The organism is Streptomyces sp. NTD107, from assembly GCF_059510435.1.
In genome coordinates this window covers 319,694-339,325 of the sequence record NZ_JCAJZV010000006.1, presented here as the reverse complement: position 1 = coordinate 339,325, position 19,632 = coordinate 319,694, and the positions used below count along the sequence as shown (strand labels likewise).

The following is a 19,632-nucleotide window of genomic DNA, read 5'->3' as shown; positions in this document are numbered from 1 at the left end:
CGGGATGGCGCGGTGCGCTCCGGGGTCGGGGACCCCGACGTCCGGCGCCGACGGCGGCTCGCCCGCCCGGCCGGCCGGGGCCCGCGCGGGGCCGGCGGCCTTTCCCGGGAGAGCCGAGCGACCACGGGCCCGCCCGCCGGACGGGACGTCAGAGCGTGACACGGGACTGCACATCGCTCAGCCGGCGTTCGCCGATGCCGGACACGTCGAGCAGTTGGTCGATGGAGGTGAAGCCGCCGTTCCGCTCGCGGTAGTCGATGATGTTGCCGGCCAGTACGGGGCCGACCCCGGGCAGGGTCTGCAACTGCTCGGCCGTCGCCGAGTTCAGCCGTACCGGGCCCCCGAGCCCGAGATCTCCGGCCGCGCCCTCGCCCGCCATCGGCTCGGGGGTGACGCCCACCAGGATCTGTTCCCCGTCGCTCAGCGGCCGGGCCCGGTTCAGGCCGTCGGTGTCCGTGCCAGGCAGCACCCCGCCGGCGGCCTCGACCGCGTCCGCCACCCGCGCGTCGCCGGCCAGCGTGTGCAAGCCCGGGCGCCGTACCTCACCCGCGACATCGACCACCAGCCTGCTCGGTTCCGCCTCGGCCCCGGCCTCGGGCAGCGCCGACGCGGTGGCCACGGGCGACGGCAGCGCCACCAGTTCCGCGCCGGCGGTGACGGCACGTGGCCGTCCCGCCCAGTAGTGGTGGACGGCGAACCCGGCCGCCACCACCAGCACCACGGCCAGCGCAGCCAGCGTCCGTGGCTCCACCCCGCACCGGTCGAGCAGGCCCAGCCGCAGCCGCTGCCACCACGGCAGCGGCTGCGGCTGCGGCTGCGGCTGCGGCTCCTGCGGAGGCGGATCGGGATCGGTCGCCGGTGACGGTGGCGTCAGTGGCGTCAGTGGCGTCAGTGGCGTCAGTGGCGTCAGTGGCGTCAGTGGCGTCAGTGGCGTCAAGGTCCCGGTGCCCCGGGTGGTTCCCGGCGGAAACAGCGTGACCGCACGTACGGTCGGCGGCCGACTGGGGCCGGCGGGACGGGTCTTGGAAACGGTCCTGGTTCTCATGCGCCGAACCGTACGGACATTCCCACCCCAGCGGGAAACAGCGCCAAATTCTGTGGATAACCCGGCACCTGTGGATAACTTCGTCACTCACACGAGTGATACGCGCCCTACTTCGGGGCGATCACCGCGCCCAGCAGCCCCGGCCCGGTGTGCGCCCCGATCACCGCGCCGACCTCGCTCACCCGCACCGCGTCCACCCCCGGAATCCGCTCCCGCAGCCGCTCCGCGAGCGCCACCGCCCGCTCCTCCGCCGCCAGATGATGCACCGCCACCTCCACCGGCCCCAATCCGGCATGCCCGGCGGCCAGTTCCTCCAGCCGGGCGATCGCCTTGCCCGCCGTGCGCACCTTCTCCAGCGGCTCGATCCGCCCGTCCACCAGCTCCAGCAGCGGCTTCACCGCCAGCGCCGATCCCAGCAGCGCCTGCGCCGCGCCGATCCGCCCGCCGCGCCGCAGATGCTCCAGGGTGTCCACGTAGAAGTACGCCCGCGTCGACTGCGCCCGTTTGACCGCCGCCGCCACCGCCTCGTCCGCCGAGCCGCCCGCCTCCACCGTCTCCGCCGCCGCCAGCACACTGAACCCCAGCGCCATCGCGACCATCCCGCTGTCCACCACCCGCACCGGCACCGGCGCGTCCCGCCCCGCCAGCACCGCCGCGTCGTACGTCCCGGAGATCTCCGCCGACAGATGCAGCGACACCACCGACTCCGCGCCCGCCTCCGCCGCCCGCCGATAGGCCGCCGCGAACGTCTCCGGGCTGGGCCGGGAGGTGGTCACCGGCAGCCGCTCCCGCAGCGCCCGCGCCAGCCGCCGCGCCGCGTCCTGCGTACCGTCCGGCACCGCCTCACCGCCCAGCACCACCGTCAGCGGCACCGAGGTGATCGCATGCCGCTCCACCTCCGACGACGGCAGATAGGCGGTGGAATCCGTGACGATGGCGACAGAGCGGGGCATGGTCCGGAGGGTAGCGGACCGCTCTACCCGCGCTCCCCCGCCCCCTTGCCCCCGCCGCTGCCACTACCGCCGTCGATCCCTCTTTCGGTCCCCGAGGACTCCGGCCGCTCCGCCGGCGCCCAGTGCCGCAGCGCGCTCGCCTCCACCGCGATCTGCTCGTGCAACGCGTTCAGCGCGTCCGCGTCATGCCGGTGCGCCCGCTCCAGCGCCGCCTGCCGCAGCGAGTCCGCAGACCGTACGATCCGCTCCGCCCGCTCCCGCAGCGCCGGCAGCCGCGCCGCCACCCGCCGCCGGTCCGGGTCGCCCGCCATCAGCGCGCCCAGCTCCCCGTCCAGCTGCCGCCCGTGCCCGTACAGCTGATCCAGCAGCCCCAGCGACTCCCGCAGCGCCGCATCGTCTGCCGCTCCCGCCCGCAGCACGCCCCGGGTGCCGTCCAGCGCGGCCCGCAGCTCCCTGCGGGTCCTGGCCACCTCCCCGATCACCCCGGGCTGCACCGACCGCGCCACCAGCGTGGCCTCCGAGACCGTACGGTCCACCTTGCGCCGCAGCTCCCGCCCCGCCCGCTCGGCCCGCCGCTTGACGGCCCGCGCCGTGCGTACCACCAGCGCCACGAACACCAGGGAGGTCAGCACCATCACCGCGATAGCGATCTCCATCCCGCCCTCCACCTATCCGCATCCGCATCCGCATCCGCATCCGCACCGAGCAGCCGCGCCACACACACTCCGGACCACCAGCCTAGGCCGACCACCTCCGAATGGGGACGGGGCCGAACCCGGAAGAAACCCGGATCCGGCCCCGCTCCCCCACCCCACCACTCACCCGGTGACGATGTTCACCAGCTTCGGCGCCCGCACGATCACCTTGCGCACCGCGCCGCCGCCCAGCGCCGCGACCACCCCCGGATCGCCCAGCGCCAGCGCCTCCAGCTCGGCCGCGTCGATCCCCGGCGGCACCTCAAGCCGCGCCTTCACCTTCCCCTTCACCTGCACCACGCAGGTGACGGTCTCCTCGACCACATAGGCCGGGTCCGCGACCGGGAAGTCCGCGTGCGCGACGCTGCCACCCTCGTGCCCCAGCCGGTGCCACAGCTCCTCCGCGATGTGCGGAGCCAGCGGAGCCGTCAGCAGCACCAGCGTCTCGGCGACCTGGCGCGGGGCGGCCCCGCCCCGCTTCGTCACAAAGTTGTTCAGCTCGGTGATCTTGGCGATCGCGGTGTTGAACCGCAGCCCCTCCAGATCGCGCGTCACCCCGTCGATCGCCCGGTGCGTGGCCCGCAGCAGTTCCTCGTCCGGCGCGTCCTCCGTCACGGTCACGGCGCCGGTGGTCTCGTCCAGCATATTGCGCCACAGCCGCTGGAGCAGCCGGTACTGCCCGACCACCGCGCGCGTCTCCCACGGCCGCGACACATCCAGCGGACCCATCGCCATCTCGTACAGCCGCAGCGTGTCCGCCCCGTACTGCGCGGCGATGTCGTCCGGCGAGATCGCGTTCTTCAGCGACTTGCCGATCTTGCCCAGCTCCCGGCCGACCTGCTCGCCGCCCCACCAGAACGTGCCGCCCTCGCGCTCCTCGACCTCGGCGGCCGGCACCGGGAAGCCGCGCGCGTCACGGTAGACGTACGCCTGGATCATGCCCTGGTTGAACAGCTTGTGGTACGGCTCGGCCGACGACACATGGCCCAGGTCGAAGAGCACCTTGTGCCAGAACCGCGCATACAGCAGGTGCAGCACCGCGTGCTCCGCGCCGCCCACATACAGGTCCACGCCGCCCGTGGACATGCCCTCGCGCGGGCCCATCCAGTACCGCTCGATCTCCGGGTCCACCAGCCGCTCGCTGTTGTGCGGGTCCAGGTAGCGCAGGTGGTACCAGCAGGAGCCGGCCCAGTTCGGCATGGTGTTGGTCTCGCGCCGGTACGGCCGCGGGCCGCGCCCGTCGCCCAGGTCCAGGGTGACGTTGACCCACTCCTGGTTGCGGGACAGCGGCGTCTCCGGCCGGCTGTCCGCGTCCTGCGGGTCGAAGGTACGCGGCGAGTAGTCGTCCACCTCCGGCAGTTCCAGCGGCAGCTGCGAGTCGGGCAGCGGGTGCGCGACGCCGTCCTCGTCGTACACGATGGGGAACGGCTCCCCCCAGTACCGCTGCCGGCTGAACAGCCAGTCCCGCAGCCGGTAGTTGACGGTGCCCTCGCCCAGACCGCGAGCTGCCAGCCACGCCGTCATCGCCGCCTTGGCCTCCTCGACCGGCAGCCCGTCCAGCGACACCTCCGCGCCCGCCGAGTTGACCAGCCGCGCGTCCTTGGCGTTGAACGCCTCGTCCCACTGGGCCGGGTCCGTGCCCCGGCCGTCCGTGGGCTCCACCACGCACCGCATCGGCAGCTCGAAGGCCCGCGCGAACGCGAAGTCCCGCACGTCGTGCGCCGGCACCGCCATGATCGCGCCGGTGCCGTACCCCATCAGCACATAGTCGGCGATGAAGACCGGAATCCGCTCGCCGTTGACCGGGTTGGTGGCGTACGCCCCCGTGAACACCCCGGTCTTGACCTTGGCGTCCGCCTGCCGCTCCACATCCGACTTGGCCGCCGCCTGCTTGCGGTACGCGGCCACCGCGGCACCCGGCGTGGCGTGCCCGCCCGTCCACACCTCGTGCGTACCGGCCGGCCAGGCGCCCGGCACGATCGCGTCGATCAGCTGGTGCTCGGGCGCCAGCACCATGTAGGTGGCGCCGAAGAGCGTGTCCTGACGCGTCGTGAACACCGTGACGGTGCCACCGTCGCCCGCCTCGCCGACCCGGAAGTCGACCCGCGCCCCTTCGGAGCGGCCGATCCAGTTGCGCTGCTGGAGCTTGATGGCCTCGGGCCAGTCGACCGTGTCCAGATCATCGGCCAGCCGGTCCGCGTACGCGGTGATCCGCATGTTCCACTGGCGCAGCTTGGACTTGAAGACCGGGAAGTTGCCGCGCTCGGACCGCCCGTCGGCGGTCACCTCCTCGTTGGCCAGCACCGTGCCCAGGCCAGGGCACCAGTTGACGGGCGCCTCGGAGGAGTACGCCAGCCGGTACTCGCCCAGCACCGCCGCCCGCCGCTCCGCGCTCAGCTCGCCCCACGGCCGCCCGTCCGGGGTGGCCCGGGTGCCGGCCTCGAACTCGGCGACCAGCTCGGCGATGGGCCGGGCCCGCCCGGCGTCCGCGTCGTACCAGGAGTTGAAGATCTGGAGGAAGATCCACTGGGTCCAGCGGTAGTACTCCGGGTCGATGGTGGCGATGGTGCGCCGCTTGTCGTACCCCAGGCCCAGCCGCCGCAGCTGCCCCTCGTACTTCTCGATGTTCCCCTCGGTGGAGATCCGCGGGTGGGTGCCGGTCTGTACGGCGTACTGCTCGGCGGGCAGCCCGAACGCGTCGTAGCCCAGCGTGTGCAGCACATTGTGGCCGCTCATCCGCAGGAAGCGGGCGTACACATCGGTGGCGATGTAGCCCAGCGGGTGCCCCACATGGAGCCCGGCACCCGAGGGGTACGGGAACATGTCCATGATGAACTTCTTCGGCCTGGCCGCCAGCGCCGCGTCGTCCGCCATGTCACCGGACGGGTTCGGGGTGCGGTACGTGCCGTGCCGCTCCCAGTAGTCCTGCCAGCGTGCCTCGATGTCCGCTGCCAGGGCGGCGTCGTACTTCTGTGTCTCGCTCATGGTCCTCGAAGCTCCATCGGATCGTCTCTGCCACGCCATGAAAAAACCCCTCGCACAGGAGGGGGTCGCCGCGCCGATTCCGGTCCAACGACCGGTGCTCGATCAGCGCGGCCGGCTAAGCAGAAGGCGTACGGCACGCATGGCCCCAGACTACCGCACAGGGCCAAACCGAAAGCGGGTCATCCGGTAAACCGGATGACCCGCTCGGTGATTGTGGAGCTAAGGAGAATTGAACTCCTGACCTCCTGCATGCCATGCAGGCGCTCTACCAACTGAGCTATAGCCCCTTGTTCTGTTGTTCCCCGCCGGGCTTCCTTCCGGTTTCCCTTCCGGCCCCTTGCGGCGATGCCCTTACTTTACACACGCACCCCGGTGGTTTGCCAAATCGGCTCCGGTGGCCCGCCGTCCGCGCTCCGTCCGCGTTCCGTCCGCGCCCCGCGCGCGCTCCGTCCGCACCCCCGTCAGGCGCTCGCGAAGGAGTAGAACCGCTTCAGCGCGCAGTGCTCGTCCAGCAGCCGGCCGTAGATCGGCTCGCCCTCCAGCTCGCGGTACACCTCGATCGGATCGCCCTTGATGATGAGCGCCCGCGCGCACTCCACGCACCAGTACTGGTAGTCCCCGTTCACCGGCTGAAGATCGCGGACGATGGGCGTACCGCAGCCGCACCAGTCGCACTTCCTGCTGTGGGCACCCAAGGGAAACGCCTCCGTCAACGCCGGACAGGCCAGCCGGGGACCCCCAGGGGGTGTCTTCGAAGTCCCGCCCGCCGCACGACGCCCGGCACGCACGCTCGCCGCACTCCGCTTCGCTCCCTCTCCGCTCTGGGGAGAGACCTGGGAAGCAGAGCTGCCGAGACGTCCGGGTCGCCCACTACGAGGACGCCCCGTCGCCTTGCGATGCACCGCACCAGACGCCGCCCGGCCCGCCCTTCGGGTGGACGGCGCAACTTTGAAGACACCCCCTAGCCCGGCTTTCCGATTGTGCCACGCGGGGCCCCGGCACAATAAGCCCCGCGTCACACGTCGTGAGCGAAGGGAGACGCTTTCGAGATCGCGGCTCACCCACGCCGTACGGACGACCCCAGCGCGCCGATCGCCGCCGCCGCGGCCAGGGCGCAACTGGTCACCCACACCCCGTCCGCCAACGGGTGCCCGCCCTCGGCACGGCCGAGGAACACCGTGCCGAACACCGCCGTACCGCTCAGCATCCCGAGCTGCGTCATCATCCCCAGTACGCCGCTGGCATCCGCCGCGTCCTCGGTCGCCACCCGGGCCAGCGTCCCCGTCAGCACCGGCGCGTACACCAGGGAGAGCGCGGCCCCGTTGACGGCGAACGCCGCCACCACCCACACCCCGGGGGCGGCCCCGTTCCGCAGCGCGAGCCCCATCGCCAGCACCGCCAGACCCGACAGCGCGAAGCCGCCGGGCGCCAGCCACGGCAAGCCGCGCCGCGGGATCCCGCGCCACAGCATCGAGGCGACGCCGAACGCCAGTGCCGCCGGCAGGAACAGCAGCCCGGTCCGCAGCGCCCCGTAGCCGAGACCGCCGGCCGCCGCCGGCCCCTGGAAGTGCAGCGACTGCGCGAACAGCACCCCGGCGTTCAGCCCCATCGACAGCGCGATCTGCCACGCCGCCCGCGCCATCCCGGGCGCCCGCAGCACCCGGGGCGACAGCAGCGGCGCCCCGCCGCGCCGCGCCGAGCGGCTCTGTTGCGCCGCGAACGCCGCCAGCAGCAGCGGGGCCGCCGCCAGGCACAGCCAGCACCACAGCGGCCAGTCCTCCTCCTGCCCCAGCACCAGCGGCACCGTCACCGCCAGCACCGCCGCCGTCAGCAGCCCGAGCCCCGGCAGGTCCAGCGGCCGGGCCCCCGCCCCCGCCGCCGGCCGGCCCAGCGGCAGTATCCGGGCGCCCAGCGCCAGCAGCGCCAGACCGACCGGCACGTTCACCAGGAACACCGGCCGCCAGCCGAGCCCGAACAGATCCGCGCTGACCAGCGCCCCGCCCACGATCTGCCCGGCCGCCGCGCCCGAGGCGAGCACCACGGTGTACAGCGTCAGCGCGCGGGCCCGCCCCGGGCCGCTGAAGCTGCGCTGGATCAGGCTCAGCACCTGCGGCAGCATCAGGGCCGCGCCGGTGCCCTGGACGATCCGGAAGCCGATCAGCTGTCCGGCGTTCCCGGCCAGGCCACAGGCCAGTGAGGCGGCCGTGAACACCGTGAGCCCGGTCAGAAACAGCCGCCCGGGCCCGTACCGGCCGCCAAGACGGGCCCCGGTGATGAGCAGTACGGCGTACGCGATGGTGTATCCGGCGATGATCAGCTGGAGTTCGGCGCCGGAGGCCCCCAGGTCGGCGCGCAGGGTGGGCGCGGCGACATTGACGATGAAGATGTCGAGCAGGTTCATGAACAGCCCGCCGAGCACCACGGTCAGCAGCAGGCCGGGCCGCCCGCCGCCACCCCTGGCGGCCGCCCGCGCGCCGGCGGCGGCGTAGGAAGTGTGCGTCATGCCGCCGAGCCTGCGCCCGCCCGGATACGGGTTCCGAGAGCCCGTCGATACTGGTACTGACAGCACCTGGCAACGGGCGGCGCCCTGCCGCACAGTGGGGAGCATGACCGTGGCGACACCACCCGGGCGCCGAACCGAGCTGGCGGCCTTTCTGCGCGGCCGGCGGGCACGGATCACCCCCGCCGACGTCGGCATGCCGCCCGGCCCGCGCCGCCGCACCCCCGGGCTGCGCCGCGAGGAGGTCGCGCTGCTGGCCGGGGTCGGGGTCACCTGGTACACGTGGCTTGAGCAGGGCCGCCGGATCAACGCCAGCGGCCAGGTGCTGGACGCGGTGGCCCGCACCCTGCGGCTGGACGAGGCGGAGCGTCGCCATCTGTACGGGCTGGCCGGCACCCCGTACGCGCCGGGCCCCGGGGCGGCCGACGAGGCGGGCGCGCCGGTCGGCGACGGGGTGCGGATCGTGCTGGCCGCGCTGGAGCCGCTGCCCGCCGTGATCTACAGCGCCCGCTTCGACGTCCTGGCGAGCAATTCCGTGTACACCGCCCTGTTCGGGGTGGCGTCCCCCGCGCCGTGCGAGGGCCCGAGGAACGCGCTGTGGCGGCTGTTCACCGCTCCCCTGAGCCGCACTCCGGCGATGTTCCCCGAGGAGGAGCTGCGCCTGATGGTGGCGACCTTCCGGGAGGCGTACGGCCGCCACGTCGGGGAGCCGGCGTGGGAGCGGTTCATCCGGGAACTGAGCGCGGCGAGCGAGGACTTCGCCACGATGTGGGCGGACGGCGCGGTGCTGCCGCCGGGACCGCGGCTGAAGACGTTCCGGCATCCGCTGGACGGCGAGATCCGGATGAACTCGGTGTCGCTGAGCGTCGACGGGCTGCCCGAGGCGCGCATGGTCGTCTACACGCCGCTCGACGAGACCAGCCGCCGCCGGGTGGCGGCGCTCACCCGCTGAGACCGCCGCCCCGGACGCCGCTCAGACGTCGTCGCCGATGACCGGCTCCGGCAGGGAGCCCGCGTTGTGCTCCAGCAGCCGCCAGCCCCGTACGCTCTCGCCCAGCACCGACCAGCAGCAGTTGGAGAGCCCGCCCAGCGCCTCCCAGGTGGGCGGCGCCAGCCCGATCAGCCGGCCGATGGTGGTACGGATCGTCCCGCCGTGGCTGACCACCACCAGCACCCCGCCCGGCGGCAGCTTCTCCACCGTGCGCTCCACCAGCGGCGCCGCCCGGTCGGCGACCTCCGTCTCCAGCTCGCCACCGCCCCGCCGCACCGGCTCGCCGCGCTTCCACGCCGCGTACTGCTCGCCGAAGCGCGCCTTGATCTCCTCGTGCGTCAGCCCCTGCCACTCGCCCGCATAGGTCTCGCGCAGCGCCTCGTCATGGCTGACCGGCAGCCCGGTGACGGCCGACAGCTCGGCCGCGGTGGCGCGGGTCCGGCTCAGGTCGGAGGCGATGATCGCGTGCGGGGAAAGCCCGGCCAGCAGCCGCGCGGCCCGCCTGGCCTGGGCGACGCCGGTCTCGGTGAGTTCGATGTCCAGGGAGCCCTGGAAGCGGTTCTCCAGATTCCAGGCGGTCTGGCCGTGCCGCCACAGCACGATCCGCCGGCCGGGGCCGCGCGCCGGGCTCAGCTGAACTCACCGCCCGGCTCGGTGCCCTCGCCGGCGTGCGCCGCCGCCTTGCCGCGGGTCGCCTTGGCGTCCTCGGGCAGCTCCAGCTGCGGGCAGTCCTTCCACAGCCGCTCCAGCGCGTAGAACACCCGCTCCTCGGCGTGCTGCACATGCACCACGATGTCCACGTAGTCCAGCAGCACCCAGCGGCCGTCCCGCTCGCCCTCGCGGCGTACCGGCTTGGCGCCCAGCTCCTTGTTGAGCGTCTCCTCGATGCCCTCGACGATGGCCTTGACCTGCCGGTCGTTGGGCGCCGACGCGAGCAGGAAGGCGTCGGTGATGGCGAGGACGTCGCTGACGTCGTAGGCGATGATGTCGTGCGCCAGCTTGTCGGCCGCGGCCTGGGCGGCGGCCTCGATCAGCTCGGTGGCGCGATCCGTTGCGGTCACAGGCGAAGCTTCTCCATCATTACGGCGGCGGTGGTGGTGGTCCGGCAGCGCCGGCGCGTTTCTCCGGCGATGTCCACCCCAGGATCTCACGCCCCACTGACAGGCTCAGCCCGGTTTACCCCTGAGCCCGCCCGCCACCGCTACTCCCCGTAGTCCTCGCCCAGCACGATGGTCACATCGGCGTTCGGCGCGCCGTCGCCCGCCTGCACCACGTCCTCCGGAAGGCCCAGCGTCCTGGCGGCCTCCAGCGCCGTGTCCCGGTGCTCCTCCGCCGCGTACATCACCCGCGAGGTCTCGGCGGTCTCCCCCGCCGTGCGGCTGTCCACGACCGAGAATCCGCCGTTGATCAGCGCCACCCGGGCGGTCTCGCCGCCCGCCTCGCTGCCGGTCGCGTCGGTGACCGAGATCCGCAGCGCGGCCCCCGGGTCGGCGTTCACGACCGTGCCGCCCAGCACGTCAAGCACCAGGCCCTCGGCGGTCTCGGTGCTCAGCGTCCCGTCGCTCTCCACCGGCAGCAGCACCGTCTCGTACGCGTCGTCCTGCGCGTAGCCGCCCAGCTGGGCCAGGCTCAGCGCCAGCTCCTCCTCGGAGAGCGAGGGGTCGGCGATCAGCCCGACCGCGTGGATGGTGCGGGTCGCGCCCTCCGCGCCGGTGGGCATCTTCGCCAGCATCCCGGCCAGCACCTGCCCGAACCGCTCAAGGCGGGCGTTCTCCGGCTCCTCCGGCGCCCGGTACGTCACGTAGGCGACCGCCGCCTCCCCGTTCAGCGACACCTTCTCGCCCAGCGGCACCAGCGGATCGTCCCCGTCCTTCTTGCCGGGCACCTCGGTGTCGGTGCTGACGGTGATGCCGCCGAGCAGATCGACCAGGGTCTCCAGGTAGGGGCTGCCGAGCCGCCAGGTCCCCTTGATGTCGGCGCCGAGCAGATAGCCCGCCGCCTCCCGTACGGACCCGGCCGCCTCCTGGGTGACGGCCTGGCCGAGGGTGGTGGTGCCGCCGTCCGGGGTGATGGTCAGATCGCCGGGAAGCAGGACGGTGTAGCCGCCGCCGGTGGTCTCATTGGCGACGAGCAGCGCGGTGGAGGCGGTCTCCCCGTCCAGCTCCCGCAGGTGCACGATGATCACATCGCGCTTCTGGGCCTCCACCGACCCCTCCTCGTCCCCGCCCGGCCCGGACAGGAACGGCAGCCGGTCGGTCGCCCACAGCGCGCCCACCGAGCCGACCAGGGCCAGCACCAGAGCGATGACCAGCAGCCGTACCCGGCCCCGGCCGCGCCGCTTGGCCTCCTCGCGGCGCTCGGTGCGGCTCTCGCTGAACTTCAGCCAGTCGATGACGTCTTCCGAGTCGGTGTTCTCCTCCTCGATGAAGGCGAACTGCTCGGTGGCGTAGTCCTTCGCGCCCGGCTCAGGCTCCCGGCCGGCCTCGGGTTCGGTCCCGGTCCCGATCCCGGTCCCGGACTCCGGTCCCGGCTCCGGCTGCCGCTGCTGCGGTACGCCCGCGGCCGGCGTCGCGTCCACCGGCTCGGCGACGACCTGCTGCTCCCCGGTCCCGTACCCCTGGTAGGGGTCCTCGACAACCTGCGGCTGCTGCCCGCTCCCCCAGTCGTACGAGCCCTGCTGATAGCCCTCGTACCCCGGGTACTGGTGCTGCTGCGGTTGCTGCGACGGCTGTTGCTGTTGCTGTTGCTGCTGATAGGGGTCGTACGCGTACCCCGACTGGTCGTACGGCTGGTCGTACGGCTGCGGTTCCTGGAACTGCGGCTGCTGCTGGTAGTACTGCTCCTGCTGCTGCCCCGAACCGCCCCCGGCCCCCTGCTGGTACAGCGGGCGCCCGTACTCGTCATAGCCGTAGATCTGCCCGTACGGATCTTGTCGGTCGTTCACCCGTGCCGCCCCTTCAGCCCCTCAGCCGGTTCAGCCTGTCCGCTCCGGAAGATCAAGGTCCCCGTCCCGGTAGAGGGCGCGCTTGTTGATGTAGCGCACCACCCCGTCCGGCACCAGATACCAGACCGGGTCCCCGCGGGCGACCCGCTCCCGGCAATCGGTGGAGGAGATCGCCAGCGCGGGCACCTCCACCAGGGAGACCCCGCCGTTGGGCAGCCCCGGGTCGGCGAGGGTGTGCCCCGGCCGGGTGACCCCGATGAAATGGGCCAGCGAGAACAGCTCCGGCGCGTCCCGCCAGCTGAGGATCTGGGCGAGCGCGTCCGCGCCGGTGATGAAGAACAGATCCGCGTCCTTGTGGAGCTCCCGCAGATCCCGCAGCGTGTCGATGGTGTACGTCTTGCCGCCGCGGTCGATGTCGATCCGGCTGACCGAGAACTGCGGATTGGACGCGGTCGCGATGACCGTCATCAGATACCGGTCCTCGGCGGCCGAGACCTGCCGGTGTTCCTTCTGCCACGGCTGCCCGGTCGGCACGAAGATGACCTCGTCGAGGTGGAACCGGGCCGCCACCTCACTGGCGGCGACCAGGTGGCCGTGATGGACCGGGTCGAACGTCCCGCCCATCACACCGAGCCGCCGCCTCCTGGCGGTTATCCCGTCTCCCATAAGCGGATCCCTGACTGCTGGAGAGGCCCTGCGGCCTAGCGGTCCCGGTTGAGGCGCGTGGTGATCCACAGCAGCAGGAGCAGCGCGCCGAGCGCGCCGCCGCCGATCGCGTACGGATTGAGGCTGTCGTGTCCGCCCCCCTCGTTGGCGAGCGTGATCAGGGCTTCGGCGGTGCTGCTGGGCAGGCTCATGGGCGGACCTATCCGGAACGAGACGACGGAGACGTAGGCTCATCGTAAGCGGACGCGTCCGTCACGGCCTCTTGCCCCCACCGCTGGAGTGCGATGCAGTGGGGAAAGCCGCGCCCGGCGCCGACGAGAGCAGACTTCACCAGGGGGCCCGATGAGCGACGACAACGGATCAACCGCCGGAGCGGACCACACACCCGACCCCGACCCGGCGGACGTCGGTCACGAGCGGCTCCCCGGCCGCAACCGCCGCCGCTTCCCCGGCATATCCTCCCGCACCTACGAACACCCCGCCGACCGATCCGCCCTGGTCGCGCTCCGCAAGCTGACCGGCTTCGACACCGTCTTCAAAGCGCTCAGCGGCATGCTCCCCGAGCGCAGCCTGCGCCTGATGTTCCTGTCCGACTCGGTCCGGGTGGACGAGCGGCAGTTCGCACACCTCCACCAACTCCTCGTGGAAGCCTGCGACATCCTGGACCTGGAAACGGTCCCGCCGATGTACGTCACCCAGGACCCCAAGCCGAACGCCATGTGCATCGGCCTGGAGCAGCCCATCATCGTGCTCACCACCGGGCTCGTCGAACTCCTCGACGAGGACGAGATGCGGGCCGTCATCGGCCACGAGGTGGGCCACGCCCTCTCCGGCCACGCCGTCTACCGCACCATTCTGCTCTTCCTCACCAGCATCGCCGTCCGCGTCGCCTGGATCCCGCTCGGCAACATCGCGATCATGGGCATCGTCACGGCGCTGCGCGAGTGGTTCCGCAAGTCCGAACTCTCCGCCGACCGGGCCGGACTGCTGGTCGGCCAGGACCCGCAGGCGTCACTGCGCGGGCTGATGAAGCTGGCGGGTGGCAACCATCTGCACCACATGAACGTCGACGCGTTCCTGGAGCAGGCCAAGGAGTACGAGGCGGGCGGCGATCTGCGCGACTCGGTGCTGAAGATCCTCAACGTGCTGCCGCGCACCCACCCCTTCGCCGCCGTCCGCGCCGCCGAACTGCACAAGTGGGCCGCGAGCCGCGACTACCAGCGCATCATGGACGGCCACTATCAGCGGCGCGACACCGACGCGGACGCGTCCGTCAGCGGTTCGTTCCGCGAATCGGCGGGCCACTACACCCAGTCGGTGAAGTCCAGCAAGGACCCGCTCATGAAGCTGGTCTCGGACGTGGCCGGCGGGGCGAGCGATCTCGGCGGCAGGATCCGCGACTTCGCGACCGGCCGCAACAGCAACAACACCAGCGGCGGCAACGGCAACAGCCCTAAAGGTCCCGGGCCGCAGGCTCCGGATCCGGACCCGGGCTCGGCAACGCCGTAGGGTCAAGCGCCCCGCACAACGGAATGTGGTCGGCATCGGCGGTGTACGGATCGGTGCCGGCCGGCCGCGAGTCCCCCGCCCGCTCCCCCGCCAGCAACGGCCGCAGCGGCACATCCGGATCCACCCCGCAGTCCATCGGCCCGGCCAGCAGATCCGTCTGCCGCAGAATGACGGTGCGTTCCTCAAGACCGTCCTCGGCGAACAGCATCACCACCTCCCGCCGCACCGTGAACAGCGTGGCCGGCTCCGGCTCCAGCAGCGTCCCGCCGACCGGGCGCACCGCGTACACCGCGACATGGTGCGCGGTCACCTGAAGCACATCGTCGGCGCTCTCGGCGAAGGCGAAGGTGCCCTGGATCCGCACCTGCGGATCGGCCAGCTCCACCTCCAGCGGATCGAAGCTCACCAGCCACGCCGTGAGGGGCGACACCGCCACCCCGCCGCTGACCGCCCGGTCCAGCTGCCGCCGTTGCTGCGGATCCAGCAGCTCCCGTACGGGCGCCACCGTGGCCCCGGTGAGCACGTCGTGGGTGAGGGCGCTGGCCACGACGTACTCCTTGGCCAGGATCAGCGCGGTCAGCACCTGGTCGCGGGAGAAGTGCGCGGTGGCCCGCGCGTCGGGCAGCAGCACCCCGGCCGCGCCCGAGCCGAACCCCTCGGCCGGGCTGCTCTCGAACAGCTTCGCCGTGTCCACCGAGCCGGGCACCACCTCGGCGGGCGCCAGCGGCACCAGCGTGGTCAGCGGGGGCTGAATGGCGTGCACCCCGTCCTCGCCATAGGGGTTGCCGTTCCCCAGATAGACGGCGGCGGCGAACGCCAGCAGAATGATGACGCCGAGCGCCAGCCCCTGCCGGGGCACCGTGCGCTCCGGCTTGCGGCTGCGTACGGCCGTACCGTGGTCCTCAAGCCGTTCCCGCGCCGAGAACTCCTGCAAGCGGGCAGCGTTGACAAACGACTCGTCGAAGACGGTCGACGCGTACTCCTCGTCGCCACTGCCCGGGACACCCCCGGGGTCCGAACGCCCGGCCACCCGACCAGAGTACGGTCACCGGCAGGGCGCCGACACCCCTTACGAGCCGTCCTCGGGCCCGTCCTGCTCGCTGGCCGGCGGCATACCGTCCTGATCGCCCGACCGCTGAACGGCTATGAGGGCGAAGGCGATCACACTGATCCCCATGACCACGGCCAGCACACAGGCCACCGGCCGCTGCCAGCGCACCGGCCGCCACACCGGCGGCGGAGCGCTGTGCGCGGGCCCGGCTATCGCGGGGCCGGGCGGGGGCGGCGCGACGGAGAAGTCAGCGCCGAGGGGCGCCTCCTCCTCGTCCTCCTCCTCGGGCGGGAGATAGCGCAAGTAGTCGGAGCGGTCGAACCGCCCCTCGTCGTCGTCCTGCTCGCAGTACAGCCCCTGGGCCTCGGCGGCCTCGGATTCGGCCCGTTCCAGGGCGGCGTACAGAATCCGCTCGGCGGCGGTCGGTTCATGGATCTCGGCGGCTTGGACAAAGTCGTCGTCGAGCACCACCGAGGCGAAGACCTCATCGGCGGCACCGCGGTCCTGGCTGTCTGGCCTGTCTCCGTCCGGGAACGGCAGGCCCCCCACGTCATCCGGCACGCTGTCCAGCGTAGGCGGATTGGCGGCGCGGGGGGAGGGTCGCCGGGAATTCACTCGCGGGTGTGACCGTCTCCGGTGACGACATAGGTGGTCGAGGTCAGCTCGGGCAGCCCCATCGGGCCCCTGGAGTGCAACTTCTGGGTGGAGATGCCGATCTCGGCCCCGAAGCCGAACTGTCCGCCATCCGTGAACCGGGTCGAGGCGTTGACCATGACGGCCGCCGAGTCCATCCGCGCGGTGAACCGCCGGATGGCGCCCGCGTCCCGCGCCACGATGGCCTCGGTGTGCCCGCTGGTCCAGCGCCGGATGTGGGCCACCGCCGCGTCCAGGTCGTCCACGACACCGGCGGCGATGTCGAGACTGAGATATTCACTCCCCCAGTCCTCATCGGTGACCTCACGCACCGGAACACCCGCCTGCTCCCCGGCCTTGGCCCACTGCTCGTCCCCGTGCACGGTGACCCCGGCCTCGGCGAGCGCGGCCAGCGCGAGCGGCACGAACCGCTCGGCGATCGCGGAGTGTACGAGGACGGTCTCGGCGGAGTTGCACACGGAGGGCCGCTGCGCCTTGGAGTTCACCAGAATCCTGAGCGCCATCTCAAGATCGGCGCTCTCATCGACATAGACGTGACAATTGCCCACACCGGTCTCGATCACCGGAACCGTGGACTCATTCACCACGGTCTGGATGAGCGAGGCCCCACCGCGCGGAATGAGCACATCGACGAGCCCCCGCGCCGTCATCAACTCCCGCACGGAATCCCGGCTCTCCCCCGGCACCAGCTGCACGGCGTCGGCGGGCACCCCCACCGAGGCCACCGCATCCCGCAGCACCCCGACGATGGCCGCGTTGGACGCGTAGGCGGAGGAAGACCCCCGCAGCAGCACAGCGTTCCCCGATTTCAGACACAGCGCGGCGGCGTCCACGGTGACATTCGGCCTGGCCTCGTAAATGATCCCGACCACCCCGAGCGGCACCCGCACCTGCCGCAGCTCCAGGCCGTTCGGCAGCGTGGAACCGCGGACGACCTCCCCCACCGGATCCGGGAGCGCCACCACGTCCCGCACATCGGCGGCGATGGCGGCGACCCGCTGCGGGGTGAGCGTCAGCCGGTCGACGATGCCGGCCGCCGTCCCGTTCTCCCGGGCCCGCTCCACATCAACAGAGTTGGCGGCGACAATCTCCGCGCTCCTGGCCTCCAGCGCGTCGGCGATGGCCAGCAGCGCCGCGTCCCGTACGGCACGCGGCAGCGGAGCCAGCTCGGCGGCGGCTTCCCGGGCCCGCCGGGCGGTAGCGATGACAGGAGAATCCACGACACTGCTCATGCCACCAGCGTAACCGCGCGGGACCGGGCGACCGCGCCGCCGGTCAGAAGGGGTGCACCCCCACCGGAACGGCCCGGGGCGGCCCGCTCCCCTCGGCGATGCGCTGGTGGTACGTCTCGCGCCCGATGACCTCAAGCCCGACGATCTCCCACGGCGGCAGCTGTGCGGTCCGCCGGTGCTCGCCCCACAGCCGCAGCGCCACGGCTGCGGCGTCGTGCAGATCGCGGGCCTCCTCCCAGTACCGGATCTCGGCGTGATCGCAGGCGTAGCGGCTGGTGAGCAGAAACGGATGATCGTGCGCCAGCCGCTCAAGCCCCCGGCGCACCTCGCTCAGCGCGACCGTGCTCCCGGCGACGCTGAGGGTGATGTGCCACAGCCGGGCGGCCTCCCGCTCGCCGGCGATGGTGCGGGTGGTGGCCTGCTGGCGCTGCTCTCCGACGCTGGCCAGTCGTCTCACCGGCAGCCTCCTGACGTGGTACTGACATGGTGCCGGTCCGACGCGCAAGGACCGCGTCTCAAAGTTGACCAGCTCATGCGCGGCCGTGGGGCCGTTTCCTGGATCCTTGCCGGAAAGGCTTATGCCCGCATCAGCACAAGGTCATCACGGTGGACGACCTCTCTTTCGTACGCGGGGCCCAGTTCGCGGGCCAGCTCGTGCGTGGACCGCCCGATGAGCTGGGGAATCTCCCGCGCGTCGAAGTTGACCAGCCCGCGCGCGACGGCCTGCCCGGCACCGTCCCGCAGTTCGATCGGTTCTCCCGCGGTGAACTCCCCTTCGACCGCGGTGATGCCGGCGGGCAGCAGTGAACTGCCCCGCTCGGTGATGGCGCGCACGGCACCCTCGTCCAGAAAGACGGCCCCCCGGGGCACGGAGGCGTGCGCCAGCCAGAGCAGCCGCCCGGCGGAGCGCCGCCCGGTGGCATGGAAGAAGGTGCCGGTGTCAAGGCCCGCGAGCGCTTCACCGGCGTGCCCGGCCGAGGTCAGCACGACAGGAATGCCGGCCTCGGTGGCGATGGAGGCGGCCTCCACCTTGGTGACCATCCCCCCGGTCCCCACCCCCGACTTCCCGGCCTTCCCGATCTCGACCCCCACCAGATCCTCGGGCCCGGCCACCTCCTCGATCCGCCGGGCCCCGGGCCGCCGGGGGTCCCCGTCATAGAGACCGTCGACATCGGAAAGAAGAACCAGCAGATCAGCCCGGACCAGATGCGCCACAAGCGCCGCGAGCCGGTCATTGTCCCCGAACCGGATCTCATCGGTGGCGACCGTGTCGTTCTCATTGACCACGGGCACCACCCCCAGCTCCAGCAGCTGGTCGAGCGTCCGGTAGGCGTTGCGGTAGTGCGCCCGCCGGCTGGTGTCGTCGGAGGTGAGCAGCACCTGCCCGACCCGCCGCCCGTACCGCGCGAACGAGGCGGTGTACCGGGCGAGCAGCAGCCCCTGCCCCACGCTGGCGGCGGCCTGCTGCCGCGCCAGATCGGCCGGCCGCCGGGCGAACCCGAGCGGCGCGAGCCCGGCGGCGATGGCGCCGGAGGACACCAGCACGATCTGCCGGTCCTCCTGCTTCACCAGCACATCGACGAGAGCGTCCACCCGATCGGCATCGAGCCCCCCCGCCGCCGTGGTCAAGGACGAAGACCCCACCTTGACCACCACCCGCCGAGCCCCCACAACCCCCTGCCGCACCACACCCACCGACCGCACCTTGCCACTAGCCCAAAACCCACGTACCCCAGCAACCTACGCCACCGGCCGGGTCACTCACCGCCAGGCTTCTCCCCGTCCAACGCCTTACCGTCTCGCGCACGCCGCATCTCTCGCTCCAGGCGAAGCGAGCCTCCGACAAGGCCGACGAAAAAGAAACTTACCGACGAGATTATCAAAAAGCCATGCGGCTTCCAGAATGGCGACAGGCGGACGATGATAAAGACACCTTGAACCGTGAGCAGGAGAACGACAATTCGCAACCCTGTCGGAATTTTCAGTAGGGCACGCACCAGATGACCCGGAAATCTTGTCGCGTTTTAATCGTCAGCGCTTTCCGAGCTCTCTTTGAGAAACACTTGTTCCTCGGGAATTCTCGCGTCCCTCCAGATATAGAGCTCTATCTCGTCATCAATATTACGAGAGTCCAGGCCGGTCGTCAGGACCCCCTCTACGCAAGCACCCCGAGGAAATTCCAATGCAACCCAATCATTTCTCCTTTCGCCAATGGTCTCAATATTCCATCTCCCGACTATTTCCGATTCACTCCCACCTCTTTCTCCATCCAGCCCTTGCACAAGTATCCCGCACATGCGGCCATGGACAAGGAAGCTCCCATCTTCCAGGAATGAGATCCCGCCATCCCCCTTTACCGCGCGCCAATCACCCGCCACATCAGCAGCCCGCAAGGTCACCCTGTCCG

General features: G+C 71.6%; 18 protein-coding genes and 1 tRNA gene. 2 read left to right on the top strand and 17 right to left on the bottom strand.

Going from position 1 to position 19,632, the window contains the following annotated elements; translation table 11 throughout:
• Positions 1–148: 148 nt before the first annotated feature.
• From AC5WRL_RS15535 to AC5WRL_RS15505, 7 genes are all read right to left on the bottom strand, one after another.
• Entirely contained in the window at positions 149–1,045 is an 897-nt protein-coding gene (locus tag AC5WRL_RS15535) for a ComEA family DNA-binding protein (protein ID WP_496089092.1), read from the bottom strand.
• A 107-nt stretch (positions 1,046–1,152) separates the two neighbouring features.
• Positions 1,153–1,998 carry a DegV family protein gene (locus AC5WRL_RS15530; RefSeq protein ID WP_496089091.1) on the bottom strand — a complete coding sequence of 282 codons (846 nt, stop codon included), beginning with the start codon at positions 1,996–1,998 and terminating at the stop codon, positions 1,153–1,155.
• A 23-nt stretch (positions 1,999–2,021) separates the two neighbouring features.
• Positions 2,022–2,654 carry a hypothetical protein gene (locus AC5WRL_RS15525; RefSeq protein ID WP_496089090.1) on the bottom strand — a complete coding sequence of 211 codons (633 nt, stop codon included), beginning with the start codon at positions 2,652–2,654 and terminating at the stop codon, positions 2,022–2,024.
• A 162-nt stretch (positions 2,655–2,816) separates the two neighbouring features.
• Entirely contained in the window at positions 2,817–5,678 is a 2,862-nt protein-coding gene (gene leuS / locus AC5WRL_RS15520; protein WP_496089089.1) for a leucine--tRNA ligase, read from the bottom strand.
• A gap of 214 nt (positions 5,679–5,892) precedes the next feature.
• Positions 5,893–5,965, bottom strand: a tRNA-Ala gene (locus AC5WRL_RS15515).
• A 174-nt stretch (positions 5,966–6,139) separates the two neighbouring features.
• Positions 6,140–6,373 carry a hypothetical protein gene (locus tag AC5WRL_RS15510; protein ID WP_496089088.1) on the bottom strand — a complete coding sequence of 78 codons (234 nt, stop codon included), beginning with the start codon at positions 6,371–6,373 and terminating at the stop codon, positions 6,140–6,142.
• Between the two features lie 362 nt (positions 6,374–6,735).
• A complete protein-coding gene (locus AC5WRL_RS15505; protein WP_496089087.1) occupies positions 6,736–8,181 on the bottom strand; it encodes an MFS transporter in 1,446 nt (481 codons plus the stop codon).
• A gap of 103 nt (positions 8,182–8,284) precedes the next feature.
• On the opposite strand from AC5WRL_RS15505, the gene AC5WRL_RS15500 reads away from it, so the two are divergent.
• The gene (locus AC5WRL_RS15500; protein ID WP_496089086.1) at positions 8,285–9,130 is read left to right on the top strand and encodes a helix-turn-helix transcriptional regulator; all 846 of its coding nucleotides are present in this window, start codon (positions 8,285–8,287) and stop codon (positions 9,128–9,130) included.
• 21 nt (positions 9,131–9,151) lie between these two features.
• On the opposite strand, the gene AC5WRL_RS15495 is transcribed toward AC5WRL_RS15500, so the two are convergent.
• From AC5WRL_RS15495 to AC5WRL_RS15475, 5 genes are all read right to left on the bottom strand, one after another.
• Complete coding sequence (locus AC5WRL_RS15495) at positions 9,152–9,769, bottom strand: histidine phosphatase family protein (protein WP_496089085.1); 618 nt, start codon at positions 9,767–9,769, stop codon at positions 9,152–9,154.
• Positions 9,770–9,798: 29 nt separating this feature from the next.
• Positions 9,799–10,230 (bottom strand): ribosome silencing factor, encoded by a 432-nt coding sequence (rsfS, locus tag AC5WRL_RS15490; RefSeq protein WP_496089084.1) that lies wholly within the window; start codon positions 10,228–10,230, stop codon positions 9,799–9,801.
• A gap of 140 nt (positions 10,231–10,370) precedes the next feature.
• A complete protein-coding gene (locus AC5WRL_RS15485; RefSeq protein ID WP_496089083.1) occupies positions 10,371–12,113 on the bottom strand; it encodes an LCP family protein in 1,743 nt (580 codons plus the stop codon).
• 30 nt (positions 12,114–12,143) lie between these two features.
• A complete protein-coding gene (gene nadD / locus AC5WRL_RS15480) occupies positions 12,144–12,779 on the bottom strand; it encodes a nicotinate-nucleotide adenylyltransferase (protein WP_496089082.1) in 636 nt (211 codons plus the stop codon).
• 35 nt (positions 12,780–12,814) lie between these two features.
• Positions 12,815–12,970: a hypothetical protein gene (locus AC5WRL_RS15475; protein WP_496089081.1), complete on the bottom strand. Its 156-nt coding sequence runs from the start codon at positions 12,968–12,970 to the stop codon at positions 12,815–12,817.
• A gap of 151 nt (positions 12,971–13,121) precedes the next feature.
• On the opposite strand from AC5WRL_RS15475, the gene AC5WRL_RS15470 reads away from it, so the two are divergent.
• Entirely contained in the window at positions 13,122–14,288 is a 1,167-nt protein-coding gene (locus tag AC5WRL_RS15470; RefSeq protein WP_496089080.1) for a M48 family metallopeptidase, read from the top strand.
• On the opposite strand, the gene AC5WRL_RS15465 is transcribed toward AC5WRL_RS15470, so the two are convergent.
• The 5 genes from AC5WRL_RS15465 to proB form a co-directional block, all read right to left on the bottom strand.
• The gene (locus AC5WRL_RS15465) at positions 14,233–15,318 is read right to left on the bottom strand and encodes an SCO2583 family membrane protein (RefSeq protein WP_496089079.1); all 1,086 of its coding nucleotides are present in this window, start codon (positions 15,316–15,318) and stop codon (positions 14,233–14,235) included. The genes AC5WRL_RS15470 and AC5WRL_RS15465 overlap by 56 nt on opposite strands.
• A gap of 39 nt (positions 15,319–15,357) precedes the next feature.
• Positions 15,358–15,900 (bottom strand): SCO2584 family spore wall biosynthesis protein, encoded by a 543-nt coding sequence (locus AC5WRL_RS15460; RefSeq protein WP_496089078.1) that lies wholly within the window; start codon positions 15,898–15,900, stop codon positions 15,358–15,360.
• Positions 15,901–15,950: 50 nt separating this feature from the next.
• On the bottom strand, positions 15,951–17,225 hold the full coding sequence (locus tag AC5WRL_RS15455; protein ID WP_496089077.1) for a glutamate-5-semialdehyde dehydrogenase: 1,275 nt from the start codon (positions 17,223–17,225) through the stop codon (positions 15,951–15,953).
• A 43-nt stretch (positions 17,226–17,268) separates the two neighbouring features.
• Positions 17,269–17,628, bottom strand: a complete 360-nt coding sequence (locus AC5WRL_RS15450) for a DUF8830 family protein (RefSeq protein WP_496089165.1) — start codon at positions 17,626–17,628, stop codon at positions 17,269–17,271.
• A 173-nt stretch (positions 17,629–17,801) separates the two neighbouring features.
• On the bottom strand, positions 17,802–18,920 hold the full coding sequence (gene proB / locus AC5WRL_RS15445) for a glutamate 5-kinase (RefSeq protein ID WP_496089076.1): 1,119 nt from the start codon (positions 18,918–18,920) through the stop codon (positions 17,802–17,804).
• Positions 18,921–19,632: the final 712 nt, after the last annotated feature.

What these genes read in the sequence shown, in the direction of transcription:
- AC5WRL_RS15500 (WP_496089086.1), top strand. Translation starts at nt 8,285, where the DNA reads ATGACCGTGGCGACACCACCCGGGCGCCGAACCGAGCTGGCGGCCTTT.
- leuS (WP_496089089.1), bottom strand. Translation starts at nt 5,678, where the DNA reads ATGAGCGAGACACAGAAGTACGACGCCGCCCTGGCAGCGGACATCGAG.
- AC5WRL_RS15530 (WP_496089091.1), bottom strand. Translation starts at nt 1,998, where the DNA reads ATGCCCCGCTCTGTCGCCATCGTCACGGATTCCACCGCCTATCTGCCG.
- AC5WRL_RS15535 (WP_496089092.1), bottom strand. Translation starts at nt 1,045, where the DNA reads ATGAGAACCAGGACCGTTTCCAAGACCCGTCCCGCCGGCCCCAGTCGG.
- AC5WRL_RS15470 (WP_496089080.1), top strand. Translation starts at nt 13,122, where the DNA reads ATGAGCGACGACAACGGATCAACCGCCGGAGCGGACCACACACCCGAC.
- nadD (WP_496089082.1), bottom strand. Translation starts at nt 12,779, where the DNA reads ATGGGAGACGGGATAACCGCCAGGAGGCGGCGGCTCGGTGTGATGGGC.
- AC5WRL_RS15475 (WP_496089081.1), bottom strand. Translation starts at nt 12,970, where the DNA reads ATGAGCCTGCCCAGCAGCACCGCCGAAGCCCTGATCACGCTCGCCAAC.
- AC5WRL_RS15505 (WP_496089087.1), bottom strand. Translation starts at nt 8,181, where the DNA reads ATGACGCACACTTCCTACGCCGCCGCCGGCGCGCGGGCGGCCGCCAGG.
- AC5WRL_RS15525 (WP_496089090.1), bottom strand. Translation starts at nt 2,654, where the DNA reads ATGGAGATCGCTATCGCGGTGATGGTGCTGACCTCCCTGGTGTTCGTG.
- AC5WRL_RS15455 (WP_496089077.1), bottom strand. Translation starts at nt 17,225, where the DNA reads ATGAGCAGTGTCGTGGATTCTCCTGTCATCGCTACCGCCCGGCGGGCC.